11 protein-coding genes and 1 tRNA gene are annotated in these 14,346 nt (G+C 39.0%); 4 read left to right on the top strand and 8 right to left on the bottom strand.

Annotated features, from left to right (window positions below; genetic code table 11):
• Positions 1-48 precede the first annotated feature (48 nt).
• On the top strand, positions 49-342 hold the full coding sequence (locus FTU65_RS09310) for a hypothetical protein (RefSeq protein WP_180066689.1): 294 nt from the start codon (positions 49-51) through the stop codon (positions 340-342).
• 89 nt (positions 343-431) lie between these two features.
• Here FTU65_RS09310 and FTU65_RS09305 read toward each other — a convergent pair whose 3' ends face one another.
• The 8 genes from FTU65_RS09305 to efp all read right to left on the bottom strand — a co-directional run bounded on the left by FTU65_RS09305 (position 432) and on the right by efp (position 9,056).
• Positions 432-1,433: a site-specific integrase gene (locus tag FTU65_RS09305; RefSeq protein WP_180066687.1), complete on the bottom strand. Its 1,002-nt coding sequence runs from the start codon at positions 1,431-1,433 to the stop codon at positions 432-434.
• 211 nt (positions 1,434-1,644) lie between these two features.
• A tRNA-Val gene (locus FTU65_RS09300) sits at positions 1,645-1,721 on the bottom strand.
• Positions 1,722-1,752: 31 nt separating this feature from the next.
• A complete protein-coding gene (locus tag FTU65_RS09295; RefSeq protein WP_180066685.1) occupies positions 1,753-3,765 on the bottom strand; it encodes a DUF3488 and transglutaminase-like domain-containing protein in 2,013 nt (670 codons plus the stop codon).
• A gap of 3 nt (positions 3,766-3,768) precedes the next feature.
• The gene (locus FTU65_RS09290; protein WP_180066682.1) at positions 3,769-4,674 is read right to left on the bottom strand and encodes a DUF58 domain-containing protein; all 906 of its coding nucleotides are present in this window, start codon (positions 4,672-4,674) and stop codon (positions 3,769-3,771) included.
• Between the two features lie 12 nt (positions 4,675-4,686).
• Positions 4,687-5,643 carry a MoxR family ATPase gene (locus FTU65_RS09285; protein ID WP_180004888.1) on the bottom strand — a complete coding sequence of 319 codons (957 nt, stop codon included), beginning with the start codon at positions 5,641-5,643 and terminating at the stop codon, positions 4,687-4,689.
• A 230-nt stretch (positions 5,644-5,873) separates the two neighbouring features.
• Positions 5,874-6,176 (bottom strand): YbdD/YjiX family protein, encoded by a 303-nt coding sequence (locus tag FTU65_RS09280; protein ID WP_078190160.1) that lies wholly within the window; start codon positions 6,174-6,176, stop codon positions 5,874-5,876.
• Between the two features lie 13 nt (positions 6,177-6,189).
• The gene (locus FTU65_RS09275; protein ID WP_078190161.1) at positions 6,190-8,292 is read right to left on the bottom strand and encodes a carbon starvation CstA family protein; all 2,103 of its coding nucleotides are present in this window, start codon (positions 8,290-8,292) and stop codon (positions 6,190-6,192) included.
• 194 nt (positions 8,293-8,486) lie between these two features.
• The gene (gene efp, locus FTU65_RS09270) at positions 8,487-9,056 is read right to left on the bottom strand and encodes an elongation factor P (protein ID WP_067762759.1); all 570 of its coding nucleotides are present in this window, start codon (positions 9,054-9,056) and stop codon (positions 8,487-8,489) included.
• A 388-nt stretch (positions 9,057-9,444) separates the two neighbouring features.
• Here efp and epmB point away from each other — a divergent pair, with 388 nt between their 5' ends.
• The 3 genes from epmB to FTU65_RS09255 are packed head-to-tail and all read left to right on the top strand — an operon-like array spanning position 9,445 to position 14,332.
• A complete protein-coding gene (gene epmB / locus FTU65_RS09265; RefSeq protein ID WP_180010399.1) occupies positions 9,445-10,461 on the top strand; it encodes an EF-P beta-lysylation protein EpmB in 1,017 nt (338 codons plus the stop codon).
• A gap of 14 nt (positions 10,462-10,475) precedes the next feature.
• Positions 10,476-12,221 (top strand): GTPase, encoded by a 1,746-nt coding sequence (locus FTU65_RS09260; RefSeq protein WP_180010400.1) that lies wholly within the window; start codon positions 10,476-10,478, stop codon positions 12,219-12,221.
• A complete protein-coding gene (locus FTU65_RS09255; protein WP_180010401.1) occupies positions 12,203-14,332 on the top strand; it encodes an EAL domain-containing protein in 2,130 nt (709 codons plus the stop codon). Before FTU65_RS09260 ends, FTU65_RS09255 begins: the two co-directional genes overlap by 19 nt.
• Positions 14,333-14,346 lie beyond the last annotated feature (14 nt).

The following is a 14,346-nucleotide window of genomic DNA, read 5'->3' as shown; positions in this document are numbered from 1 at the left end:
CTGATATTTAAATTTATTAGTCCTAATTTGTAAATTAGTAGGAATGTAATGAACAAATTTGTTGTTGTATTAGAGTCAGATTATCCACCTCAACTATACCTGGGTGAAAAAATTGGTGGAGCTACGATTATTGAAATGAAACAAGAAGATATCAAAAACCGTGTAACAACGGCATGGCTTTCCGAACGCTTTAATTTGTCACGAAAAACAATCATTGAAAAAGTTGGTATGTTTAATAAAGGAGATGAAAATAAACACCTATATGACCCTAAAGAAGTTTTACCAATTTTAGAAAATCTAAATGCTCTATCAAGGAAAAGGAATTCTAGACGAAAAAATTAATCCCAAGCAAAAACATCTTTTGTAAATATGATTTTTAACTAAATTTCTTTCTCATAAAATTATAAAAAGCCCCTTTGGGGGCTTAGTATCTAAGAATTCAGAATGTTAGCTATATCTGATGCACTCGGATTATAGTAAGTATTGATTAATGTATTTATTGTCTTATGCCCTGTCAGTTTAGCTAACATTTCCACTGTCAATTTTCGCTGATTTGCAAATCGCGTGATAGCCTCATGTCGAGTGTCGTGAAAATGTATGACTCCATTTAAACCAACTCGGTGCAAGTTACGTTGCCAAATCAGGCGGAATGAATTTTCATTTTGAGGGATAATTTTTTCAGAATTTTTTGGCAGTAAAGCCAATAGAGCTTTAGCGTTATTTGTTAATGGCACATCTCTAGATGAGCCATTTTTAGTAATAGGTAGATGTATGTAATCATCATGGATATTGGATCTAGTTATATTAATTATTTCACCTTTACGCATTGCTGTTTCAATAGCAAATAAAAATGACCAAGCTACGAAATGTGATGGTTTAGTTGGAACAGTACCCTTTACATAATTGAGTCCTTCGAGAATAACGTGTATTTCCGCATCAGTAATTAACTTTGACCGAGGTTTCGGCTTTTGAGGCTTTGTAACTCCTATAAAAGGATTATCTTTAATTAAAAAAAGTTCATTTTTAGCATATGTAAATACTGAACTATATAAGCACATCTGACGATGAACTGTCCCAGCTCCAACAGAATTTAATCGTTCATTACGCCATTTGGTGATATGTTGGGATGTAATACTATGGATCGACTCATAGGCTAAATTCCCCCAATATTTATCAAATGTTTTCAATTGTTGAAGAATAAATGTATACCCACGCATTTTAGAGCCAACGTCAGCATAGTATTTTTCAAATAACTTTTTAAAAGTGAGATCAATTTGAGGTTCTGGAAGGGATTCTTTTAATTTTAAATCGAGAAGTTTAGCGTTTGCCCAAGCAATACATTCTTGCTTAGTATCTCTTGTAGCAGTATAACGTTTGCCATTGTAGCGTACAGTCATACGCCATGAATTACCACGTTGAATCGGTTTTTGCATAATGACCTCAAAATATTGGTGTCGCAATGACACCAATATTTTGACCAAGTGAAATTCTTGGTGCCATTTTGGTGTCAAAACGGAAATATTAAGCGGTTTTTAATGCGAATTCTGAGAAATTTGTTTCTCAAGCTGACCAATTTTGCAGTAAAAACTCTGATGTAAGTTATTGAAATAAAATACATCTAGTTGATTTTTAATATAAAAATCTTGGTAGGTATAAGCAGACTCGAACTGCTGACCTCTACGATGTCAACGTAGCGCTCTAACCAACTGAGCTATACACCTGAAGTCCAAGCATCATATTCATTTTTATTTTTTATGACAAGCCCTTTTCTGAGTTTTTTAAACTTTGCGTACAAGTTTTAAGCAAAGTCTTAAAACATTGAATATCTTGAGAACTTAGCGGAGTACCTACGTAAATTTCCTGCTCAAATAACTTGATGGATTGTTCAAATGAACGCCTTTCCTGTTCAGGTATATTTTCAGCCAAACGTTGTAACCAATGCCTAAAACTTTCTGAAGCCACTTTTTGCTGGCTCAAGGGTAAATTCTTAGCAAACTTGGCAATTTCTCTTTCAAGAGGGCTTAGGCTTTTTCTTTTTTTCCACAAAATCCATATAAAATATAATGCTACAATGCCACCAATACTCAAAATAAGAAGTAACCCACCTGCATAAGCAGAATTTACCCCGAGCTTTTTAAACCATTGTTGCTGTGATTCAGCATTATAACCCACCACTTTGCTTTGCCATTGGTAACTCGCATAATCACTCCATACACGGACTTTTTTCAACATCGAAAATTGTTGATAGGCCCAAGTCGACTGCTGGCTCCCAAAAATTGTCCGATCTTGTTCCATATAATCCTGCATCCCCCCATCGATACGCTGCGGTGCGATCATGGCCGTCGGATCAATACGACGCCAATGTTGATTGATATAAACCTCTGTCCACGCATGTGCATCAAGTTGACGAACTTCCCAACTTTTTCCATCTGGTGCTAATTGACCACCTTGATATCCCACGACAATACGCGATGGAACACCAACATAGCGCATCAACATTGCAAAGCTCGAAGCAAAATGTTCGCAAAAGCCCTGTCTTGATCCGAATAAAAAATCATCTATCCGATTTTGCCCCAATACACCTGGGCTTAAGGTATATGCAAAGCGATTTTGTTTATACCATTGCAAAACTTCGGCAATATAACGCTCGGGATTTTGATGACTTCGCTGCCATAATGTTTGGGCCAATTGTTGTGATTGAACATCCAAGTGTTCAACATAACGAGTATTTAATTTTTCAAGCAAAGCCACATTTTTTATTTGTGGCGGCTCTGCACGTCCTAACCATTTCAGTTGAATCGGCTCCGTGCGTGCTGTTAATCGGTAGGGTGTAATTCGACCATCTTGACCTAATGCAAAACGTGCTTCATTGGGAACGGATTGCTCCAACGACATAATCCACATCACACTTGGGTCGGCAGCCAAATATTGATAATTCAATGTCCGCTTGGGTTTTAACTCGGCTGGATTCAGCTGTATAACGTTCTGGTTAAAAAAATGACTGGTCCATTTAGAACCATCATATTCATCTAATGCCATCGCCCGCCAATACAGCTCTGTACGTGGTGGCAAGGCTTGAATATCTCCAATTATACGAAAAGCCAAACTACTCGACTGTGATAACTCAGCAATATCGCCCGGAGACATGCTATCACTTATCCCTGTTGTGGCTTTATTTTCAGGAATAGGAATGTGCCATAGCGGTGGCAGGCGTGGAAAAAAGAGAAACAGTAAAATAAAAAATGGAACAGCTAAGCCAATAAATTTTCCCACATGCCCAATATCTTGTTTAATCGCCTGTATTTCACCGCTTGAGTCTTGGCTAAAACCAACGGTCTGTAAACGGTACAACCCAATAAAACAGCTCAACAACGCCAATAAAATAACCAATGCCATGGCAAAAGACTGGCTAAACAAAAAACTACTGGCAATCACAAACATCGCAAAGTTATATAAAATAATTACATCACGACGTGTTTTTGTTTCTAAAGATTTAGCAAATAAAAATGTACTGAGTACTGCAACCCCTGCATCAACACCAATAAAGGTTTTATGGCTTATATAAATGCTAAATAATGCTGTCAATGTCAGCACATAAGTTAAAATTTTAGAAAATGGTTTTTTACTGGCGCGGGTATTGAGTAATAAAATAAGCCAAATGACTAAAAATACTAATGATGTCGCCACAGGGATATAAAGCATTTGTGCAATGAGCACCAAGGCTAAAGTGAGTAATATTGAGCGGCGTATGGTATTTTCAATCATCTCTTAAGCCTGCGCCAATAACCGTTTTGCTTCGGAAAAATGCAGTGCTCCAGTGCCTGATGCTAACTCAGCATTAGGTAAATACAGTGCATATTGATCGTGATTTTGCTCAGCCTGCTCGACCAAACCCATCATAAGGCTAAGTTTTTCTTCATGACTTTGAGCTGGCATATGGTGATAATGAATCTCCAATTTCTTTAGATCTTCATATTGCTCAAAAACTTTGACATACAAGCCTTGTCCTCGTGCTGCTTGTTTCCATGACACCGCATGAAGTGAATCCCCCGTCTGAAAACTCCGTAATTCGCGAAATTCATCAAGATCAGGTTCAAAATTTTGCTGTTGTTGCTTATTTTCCACGGAATGCAAACTGGCTTGTGGCGCAACCCACGCGGGGTGTTGTGCATACAAATACGTCCAGGCCCGAACCAAACCAAAGGGATAAACACTATAAATTTGTATAGGTGGAATCTGAAAAACACCGCGTTGACTGGTTGTAAAATTTAATTGAAAGCCGTGCTGTTGCGTATTGAACAATAATTTATGTAGCTGATTTTCAGTTTTAATCCACAAATATCGCGCCTGTTCAACCTCTTGTTTAAAGTAAATATCGACCAAAAGTAATTCCCCAGCTTGCGGGATATCAACAACATTTATTTGAATCTGCAACGCATGAAGCTGTTTAAAAGTAATATAGAAACTAATACACAATACGGCGCTAATTAAAAAGCAAAATCCTAAAATCAAGTTATTGGCATAATTCACACCTGCAATAAAGGTGATGAAAATTAACACCAAATACAAGTAGCCTTGCTGATAGATAAAGATCAATACATCTTTTTGAGTCAGCTGCTTGTGCTGATCGATTTTAAATCGACGTTCAATCCATTGCTGCCACATTGAAGCCAAGGTTCAACTCCTTTATTGGATCGAAACTTGTTCTAAAAGCTTAAAGGCTTCAAGATCTGACAACCCAATTCGATGAGATACCACAGCTGTAAAAACGGCTTGTACATCGTCAGGATTCACATAATTTCGCTGCTCAATCAGCGCATAGGCTTGCGCAGCTTTCTTTAAGGCTAAAACACCACGAGTAGAAAGACCATGTCTCCCCTTACGTGTCTCAGCAGCAAGATCCAAAATGTAATCCATTAAACGATCACTCAGATGTATCTGCTCGACAAACCCTTGTAGTTGTAAAATTTCTGCTTCATTAAAGATATGTGCTAATGCCGCAATCAGATCATGGCGTGAAGTTTGTTGGAGCAATAATTTCTCTGCCTGACGCGATGGATAACCTAAAGACAAACGCATTAAAAACCGGTCCAACTGGGACTCAGGTAAGGCATAAGTACCACTTTGAAATAAAGGGTTTTGTGTCGCAATCACCCAAAATGGTTGAGGCAAAGCATATCGCACACCGTCGACCGTCACATAGCCCTCTTCCATCGCTTCCAATAAAGCACTTTGGGTCTTTGGACTACAACGGTTGATTTCATCTGCCAATAAAATTTGGGTAAAAATCGGCCCAGATTTAAACTCAAAATGATGTTCTTTTTGATTAAACATATTTACCCCAATCACATCGCTGGCCAGCATGTCATTGGTAAATTGAATCCGTTGAAACTTTAATCCCGCCAAATGTGACAAGGCGCTAGATAATGTCGTTTTTCCTAAACCAGGTAAGTCTTCAAATAGCACATGCCCGCCTGCCAATAGACAAGCTAAAGCCAATTTGGTTTGCTGATTTTTATCCAAAATAATTTGGTTAATTTGTTCGAGGAATGTATTTATTTTCGGGTAAAAAGGCGCAAGGCTCTGCTCACTTAAAAGCGTTGATGTATTATTTTGTTGGCTTTTCTCTGATCCCCAAAACACCTTTTATTCCCCAATAAAAAAGTTAAATGAATGACTAACATACAGGGTTTTATTTAAAAATACAGTGTTTATCTCCAAGTCATACCCAGTTCAATACTTTAAATACATACGCTTGATATTTATTGGGTATACAAAAGCGTTGTCATCGCTTCGACTGATCACAATTCAGCAATAAAAAAGCGTCCCGAAGAACGCTTTTTTTTATTGGATTTTTAGCACAAGTCAAAGCATTAGCAAGGACACTTCTTCATGTCACCACCAGCTGATGGATAACGTGCATCTACACAGTGACGATAAAATGTTTTTGCATCCATCGCTTCCAAATCAGGATGATGTTTTGCCATATGTTCCAAATAGTTTTGGTAATCTGGCACCCCCACCATCAAGCGGAAACTTTGCTGTAAACGTTGCCACAACGTCGCTATACGTGACCAATTTTTCGGGTTCAGAATTAAATCCTTCTGCGACATAATGGTCATTTTAATGATTTTATAAATCACCGTTTTTCCACTTTTTGCAAACTTCAGGTTCATTCATATTCCCCTATTAATGTGCTGAATTTGACGGATTAATTTCAGCTGGGTCACGGTAAATCGCTTCTGCTTCATTCACCGATGGATTTGGATTTGCCAAGGCACGACGCACCACACCAATCGCTGCAAATAACATCACAAATGCCACGATCATAAAGAATGCACAAAGACCAGCATTGATTTGATTCGACAATGCAACCGTATGCATTTCAGCCATGGTTTTTGCAGGTGCCAACAATTCATTTTTCGCAATTGCTGCGTTAAAACGATCTGCCTGAGCCAAGAAACCAATCTTTGGATTTTCGTGGAAAATCTTCTGCCAACCAGCGGTCATAGAAGTGATAAACAAGAATACTGTTGGGATAATCGTCACCCAAACATACTTTTGTTTTTTCATCTTGAATAAAATCACTGTACCCAAGATCAATGCCATCGCAGCAAGAATTTGGTTACCAATACCAAATAGCGGCCATAAGCTATTAATACCACCAAGTGGGTCAACCACACCTTGGTAAACGAAGAAGCCCCAACCTGCGACAGCCACCGCTGTACCCAACAGATTTCCGAAGAAATTATGAGAGTTTTTAACCGCAGGAACCACGATACCCACTGTATCTTGCACCATGAAACGACATGCGCGAGTACCTGCATCCACAGCTGTTAAAATGAAAAGTGCTTCAAATAAAATCGCGAAGTGATACCAGAACGCCATCATTGAACGGTTATTGAAAATTTCCGTAATAATGTGAGCCATACCAATCGCAAATGTTGGCGCACCACCTGTACGAGACAGAATCGAATTTTCACCCACTTCTTGTGCAAGTAAGGTCAATGCTTCAGGTGTTACCACGAAGCCTAATGTACGAACTGCTTCTGCAGCGGACTCAACCGTTGTACCAATCACAGCTGCTGGCGCATTAATCGCAAAATACACACCAGGCTCAAGAATCGTTGCACAGACCAAAGCCATAATCGCAACAAAAGACTCCATCAACATGCCGCCATAACCGATCATGCGAATATCTTTTTCATTATTCACAAGCTTCGGTGTCGTTCCTGAAGAAACGAGCGCATGGAAACCTGAAATCGCACCACAGGCAATGGTAATAAACAAGAATGGGAACATTGAGCCTGCAAATACAGGACCCGTACCATCAATAAAATGCGTTACCGCTGGCATTTTCATTTCAGGTAAAGCAAACATGATCCCGATTGCCAAACCTGCAATAACACCAATTTTCAAGAAAGTAGATAGGTAATCACGTGGTGCAAGCAGTAACCAAACGGGTAATACTGATGCCACGAAACCATAACCAATCAACCACCAAGTTAGTTCAGTACCTGAAAGTGTAAAGAATGGACCCCAGTATGGGTGCTGTGCAATGTCACCACCATAGATAATCCCTGCCATCATCAGTACAAAACCAATGATCGACACTTCTGCAATTTTACCCGGACGGATAAATCGCATGTAGATACCCATGAAAATCGCAATCGGTACAGTGGCCGCGATACTGAAAACACCCCACGGACTGTTGGTCAACGCTTTTACAACAACCAAAGCAAGTACCGCAAGAATGATGATCATCACGCCAAGTGCACCAAGCATCACGATGATTCCGGCAAAAGAACCTAGTTCTTGTTTTGCCATTTCACCGAGTGAACGACCATCACGACGCGTTGAGATGAACAAGACTAAAAAGTCTTGAACCGCACCGGCAAGAACAACACCCACCAAGAGCCAAATAGTTCCCGGCAAATAACCCATTTGCGCAGCAAGGATCGGTCCGACTAATGGGCCTGCACCTGCAATCGCAGCAAAGTGGTGACCAAATAGAACGCTTTTATTGGTCGGTACATAATCCAAGCCGTCAGCTAAGCGATGGGCAGGCGTTAAACGTCGCTCATTCAGTTCAAAGACTTTATTGGCAATAAATAAACTATAAAAACGATATGCAATGCTATACACACAGATTGCTGCAAGGATCAGCCAAACTGCATTGACATGCTCGCCTCGACTGAGTGCTAGTATGCCGAATGAAACGGCACCTAGAATGGCTACAAACAGCCAGATAATCTTTGAAGCCATTCCTGACTTCGGTTGAATGGTTTCCATCTCAATCCCTCATAAATGTTGAAATAAATCAGCTTGATTTTTCTTGTTCGAGGTACTGCTGTTTCTTCCCTTGAAACTCTACTCCTGTTATGGGCTTTTTCATCTAATACTTTGGAATAAAAATTTAAACCAATAGGTATAAAAAAAGGGATGAATCACTTCATCCCTTTCGATAATAGTCTATTTTTAAACCATTATGCACGTTCTAAATAGTCACCAGTACGAGTGTCTACACGAACGCTTTCTTCTTGCTGTACGAATAATGGAACACGTACAACTGCACCAGTTTCAAGCTTAGCCGGTTTACCGCCACCGCCTGAAGTATCACCACGTACACCTGGATCAGTTTCAACGATTTTTAATACAACGAAGTTGGGCGCGCTCACAGTTAAAGGAACACCGTTCCAAAGCATGATTGTGCAAAGTTCATTTGAGTCATCTTTCAACCATTTAGCCGCGTCACCCATAGCAACTTTATCAGCAGCGATTTGTTCGAAAGATTCTGGATCCATGAAGTTCCACATTTCACCGTCGTTATACAAGTAGTTCATTTCAACTTCTTGGATGTCAGCAGCTTCTAGTGAATCACCAGATTTGAAAGTTTTTTCTAAAACTTTACCAGTTTTAAGGTTACGTAATTTTACGCGGTTAAAAGCTTGGCCTTTACCTGGTTTTACGTATTCGTTTTCCATGATTGAACATGGGTTACCGTCAAGCATGACCTTAAGGCCTGACTTGAAATCATTCGTAGAATAATAGGCCATGACTGGCTCACTCCAAACTTACTAACTTTAATCTATAGATGCTATGGGCTGTAACATGTCATTTAGCAAGTACTGACTGTAACATTGGCTGCCACATGCACATTAATGTGATATTGCGTATTCTAAATGACCAATGCACCATGTCGCAACGAAAAAATCCCCATTAAAGGGGTCAAGCTGCTTAACTTACACTCAGACATTAAAGAACTTTGTTTATACAATGCCCACAAACAGGTAAAATTGCTGTTTACTGAAACTTAATAAATGTTTCGTAGGCTTCATCCGTTGTGAGCTTTATCGGAATTATTTCAGCTTACACTTAAAAGTTCGACGCATTAATTTCAGCAATATTCCCTACTCACCTTTCTGCATTTTTTAAACAATCGGCATGATAAACTATTTATTTCAAGAGCAAAACTGGCAAACCCAATTGAGTGATTTGATTACAAATCCTCAAGAATTACTCGATGTATTAGAACTTTCGCATGATCAGTTATTATCTGGTGCTCAGTTCGCAGCAGATGAGTTTCGCCTACGTGTGCCGCGCGCTTTTGTCGAAAAAATGCAAAAAGGTAATCCGCTTGATCCGCTTTTACTCCAAGTCCTACCGCATCATTTGGAACTTGAAGAACACGCCGGTTTTGTCACCGACCCTTTAGGTGAAGAGCAGGCTAACCAACAGCCAGGGGTATTACATAAGTACAAGTCTCGTTTTTTACTGACTTTAACCGGTGCCTGCGCGGTCCATTGCCGTTATTGTTTCCGCCGGCATTTTCCCTACCAAGAAAACCTGCCTAAAAATGACGATTGGGCAAACATTAAACAATATATTGAACAACAACCCGATATTAATGAAGTGATTTTAAGTGGTGGAGACCCGCTCACACTATCAAATCGTAAACTTCAAGTGTGGATTGAACGTTTATCGACTTTGCCACAAATTAAATTTTTGAGAATTCATTCACGAGTTCCTATCGTAATCCCCAACCGTGTCGATGAAGAGCTGGTTTCTAATTTAAAAAACAGTAGGCTACGCATTATTCTAGTGGTACACTCAAATCATCCATCAGAGCTAGATGACTTCACGTGCAGCCAGCTTCAACAGCTTGTCAAACAAGGAATCACCGTGCTGAACCAAGCAGTCTTATTAAAAGGGGTTAATGATTCTGCAGAAGTGTTGGTCGATTTAAGTTACCGCTTATTCGACGCAGGTGTAATGCCATATTATTTGCATGTTCTGGATAAAGTAAAAGGTGCTCATCATTTTGATACACCAGCTCAGGATATTGATTTAATTTATAAAAAAGTTTTAGAGAACCTACCTGGTTATTTGGTTCCTAAACTTGTACGGGAAATAGCGGGCGAAAAAAACAAGACACCGCTTTTTGGGGCTTCAACTTTTTGAGTTAAATAATAAAGATGACCACGCATACTTCAGATACGTTTTACAATCCGACTGAATTAAAGCTGGATAAATTAAGCTTTTGTCCGACCAATGCTAAAGGTCTGCAAGAGTGGTTAAACGGTATTTCAATTTTACAATTGGGTACCTCATCTAAAGCTTTATTCAATGCCTTACTTGAAATCTCCGAGCTGAAATGCCAAGAGATGTTACGTTTTGATTTGGTTCAAATTTTACATCCGACTATGGAAAGTGTGCTCACAAGCTTAGAAAAACACTTTACCAATCAAAGCCTCATTACCACGGATCGTAATGACCAAATCATTGAATTGGCGATGCTTTTACGCAGTCACTTTGCCAAAATCTATATTGATATTGCCAAACGATGTAATCAGCAGCTTAATCAACAAAAGTTTTCGATTTTTTCATTCGGCCATAAAAAAAGCTTACAAACCGCTCGAATTGCATCAATCTACTATGCGTTGCAACAACTGACACTGTTGTTGTATCAACAACATATGTTGTATGCCACACCGACTGCAGGTCAATGGATTGCGGCACATCAACTGATTGAATGTGCCATTGAACACAATTTCTATCAAAGTAATGTCAATCAGTTACTGGGTACTCAACATCAAATTGCAAATATTGCCCAAGCTTATGCACAATTGATCTTATTAGATATTTTCAATAATCATCAGATCCGCCCTGCTGAAATCCAAGGCTTGTATTTATGTAGCTTTGACTGGGTAAAATTGGTTCAAATCCTACCGAAAGAAACCACGCTTTCACGCTATATTGTAGACACGAAAAAAGATCATCCACCGATTTATAACTCTAAACAAGATCGGTCGTATCAAGCCAATGTGTACATTTCAACGCAAAACTTGCTCGATCATTTGACCGAAACGCAAACTAAGAATGCCAATTTCCTTTCTAAAAATGAAAAGCTATTCTTAACCCCTGCGCTGTATTTCCATATTCATAATATTTTGACCAACAACACTGAACGTCGTCATGAACGTTATGAATATTCTGCGCAAATCAATATTTGCTTTAGCTTAATGGTGGCGCATTTCTATCTCTCTAAAGGTAAAAACTTCCATGAAACTTTAGATTTAGAAGGCAACTATCAATTCCACAATGAAGCGTCTTTTGTCAATTCGCATGATTCAAATATGCCAACGGGCATGACCAATGCGAAAGCGCTAGATCGTGAAGCGAAACAAATTCATACCGCCGACGTTTTAGATATTAGTGTGAATGGTTATCGCATTAAATGGACTGGGCCTACCCCAGCCAATTTAAAAACCGGCGAATTTATTTTGATCCAAGAAAATGCTCAAAGCCAATGGCGTGGCGGTGTTGTTCGTTGGATCAAACAATCGACTGAAAAAAGTTTGGAATTGGGTCTCGAAGTACTGGCTCAAGATTTGTATCCATGTTCAGCCCATATTCGTACCGACCGCAATACAACAAATCATCAACCTGCTTTATTGGTTCAGACCACACAACTAGATCAGGTGTCTACGACCTTAATTTTACCTGGGGCAAATCTCTTCCGAGAGAAACAAACGGTCCACCTTCGCTTAGGCAAAGAAGACATCAAAGTCTACCTCACCAAAGCGCAGTTGGTGACGCAAAGCTTTATTCGCTTTGAATATGAATTATTGAATGAAGAGCAAGAAAATGTCGTTAAAGACTATATTGCGAAACAGAGCAATGAGATCAAAAATAACGACTTATGGGAAGCATTAAAGTGAGAAATCCATTACTATCCAAAAAACTAAAACGTACGGAAACTCGATTACTCATTATTGATGATAATCAAATACGTTTTAACCAGATACGTGATTTATTGACAGACAGCGAACATCAAGTTCATGCCATATTACTTGATGATTTACAAAATTTCGAAAAACAGCTGAATCTCAATTGGGACTTGATCATTTTTGGACGTGCTTATGATTTAAAATATGAACAAGCTTTAAGTTTAGTTCAACTATCGAGCCAACCGAATTTACCGATTATTTTACTTAAACCCGAAGACTATCAAGCAGAACAATATGCAAGTTTAGTCAAAAAAGGGATTTATGACATTGTCGATATTGCTGAACCTGAGAGTTTCTATTTTGGTTTAATCCGTGCTTTATCCTTTAGTCGCCTACAACAATCGCAGCAACATTTAATGGAAGAGCTCGAAACAGCTCAAATCCAAACCCAGTCTTTAGTTGAAGATAGTCGTAAAGCGGTTGCCGTGATTCAAGAAGGCATTCATATTCAAGCCAATGCTGAATATCTCACTTTGTTTGGTCTAAAAAATGAAGATGATGTAATTGGTCTGCCTTTACTCGATCTATTACAACCTACTGACCTCAACGACTTTAAACAACGCTTTAAAAAAATCAGCCAAGGGCAGCTCGATTTAGGACGTTTTGATCTTGATTCGCAAAATAGCGCTGTGGCTGGGCAAAACCCACTAAAACTCGAATTTATTGCTGCGGCTGAAGAAGATGCTTTACAGCTCGCAATTGAAATTGGCAGTCAAAGCAACAATGCTGTAAGCACCGCGCCAGTTGAAGCCAGCCCACAAAAACCAAAAGCTTTTCAACAACTCAACCGTACCATCGGCCAACAACCTGCCAATGTAAATGCATTAGTGCTATTTACGTTGGCTTCTTGCTCAGATGCGATTTTTCAAAAAGATTGGAATACTTATAAAAGCTATTTCACCAATATTAAAGACTTCTTGAAAGATCAAACACATGCTCCATTATTTAGTTTAGACAATGGTGCAATGGTTGCCTTATTCCAAGCGGATAATCAGCTCAAACTTGAGTCTAAATTAATTGGTCTTAACACCCTGAGCAAACCTCAATTACTCAGTGTAAATAATGAAACTTATCCATTAAATTTACGCATGGGATACAGTGTTTTAGACAGCGATATTCGTGATGAAGCACATTTTGAAACCTTTGTTGCAAAAGCCTTTAATACTGCGCTACCTACCAACCAACAAGCGCCTGAAATCGATTTAACGATTCCATTAGAAATTGATATTCCAAGTTTGGATTTTGGTACACCAGAAGCGCAAATTGCACCGATTGTCGTTAGTGATGAAGCTCCTGTTATTAAGGCCCTTCGTAACTGCTTAGAACGCGGTGAAATTCATCTGAAATATCAACAACTGTATGATAAAGAAGATTCTCATCTTTATACTTATGAAGTAACCAGCGGCTTTATTTTTGAAAATAAATGGAAAGATATCGCCCAACTGCGTGAGTTAGCTGAAGACTCGGAGCTTTCCATTAAATTGGATCGTTGGATCTTGGTTGAATCGTGTAAACAGCTACACAACTTCATCACTCAGTTCCCTGAAGCTAAATTAATCGTTAACCTGAACAAAGAAGTGCTATATAACGACCGCACCTTCCCTGAGTTTATTTCGAAACTAATTACGATTATTCGTAGTAAATTGAAAAATCCACTGATTTTACAATTTGCCGAAGAAGACATTCAGCTCAATATCGATGCCGCTCAAAAAGCATTTGTAGAACTTCGTAAAAATGGTGCCGAACTGGCTTTACGCAATTTTGGTCATTCGATGTTTAGTGAATCATTATTACGCCAAATGGATGTTCACTGCTTAACATTAGATTCAAGTTTGACCAAAATGCTTGCAAACGATAAGTCGTGCCAAGAGCTGCAAGAAAAAATTACCACTTATCATGAAATCAAAACTGTTGAAATCATGTTACGTGAATTAAATGACATGACACTGTTTGCCAATGCTTGGAATGTCGAAGCTCGCTTTATTCAAGGCGATTATTTCCAGAAGAAACTCGACCATCTCATCGATGTTCAGGACCAATAAGGTTCTGAACATTG

This window comes from Acinetobacter sp. YH12129, from assembly GCF_013418685.1.
Classification (GTDB): Bacteria; Pseudomonadota; Gammaproteobacteria; order Pseudomonadales; family Moraxellaceae; genus Acinetobacter; species Acinetobacter amyesii.
The sequence above is the reverse complement of the archived record's forward strand: the minus strand, read 5'-3'. Positions and strand labels throughout refer to the sequence as shown.

Bases quoted from the DNA above. Each gene is read 5' to 3' on its own strand.
- FTU65_RS09295 (WP_180066685.1), bottom strand. From the start codon at position 3,765: ATGATTGAAAATACCATACGCCGCTCAATATTACTCACTTTAGCCTTG.
- FTU65_RS09275 (WP_078190161.1), bottom strand. From the start codon at position 8,292: ATGGAAACCATTCAACCGAAGTCAGGAATGGCTTCAAAGATTATCTGG.
- epmB (WP_180010399.1), top strand. From the start codon at position 9,445: ATGATAAACTATTTATTTCAAGAGCAAAACTGGCAAACCCAATTGAGT.
- FTU65_RS09255 (WP_180010401.1), top strand. From the start codon at position 12,203: ATGGGAAGCATTAAAGTGAGAAATCCATTACTATCCAAAAAACTAAAA.
- FTU65_RS09310 (WP_180066689.1), top strand. From the start codon at position 49: ATGAACAAATTTGTTGTTGTATTAGAGTCAGATTATCCACCTCAACTA.
- FTU65_RS09305 (WP_180066687.1), bottom strand. From the start codon at position 1,433: ATGCAAAAACCGATTCAACGTGGTAATTCATGGCGTATGACTGTACGC.
- efp (WP_067762759.1), bottom strand. From the start codon at position 9,056: ATGGCCTATTATTCTACGAATGATTTCAAGTCAGGCCTTAAGGTCATG.
- FTU65_RS09260 (WP_180010400.1), top strand. From the start codon at position 10,476: ATGACCACGCATACTTCAGATACGTTTTACAATCCGACTGAATTAAAG.
- FTU65_RS09280 (WP_078190160.1), bottom strand. From the start codon at position 6,176: ATGAACCTGAAGTTTGCAAAAAGTGGAAAAACGGTGATTTATAAAATC.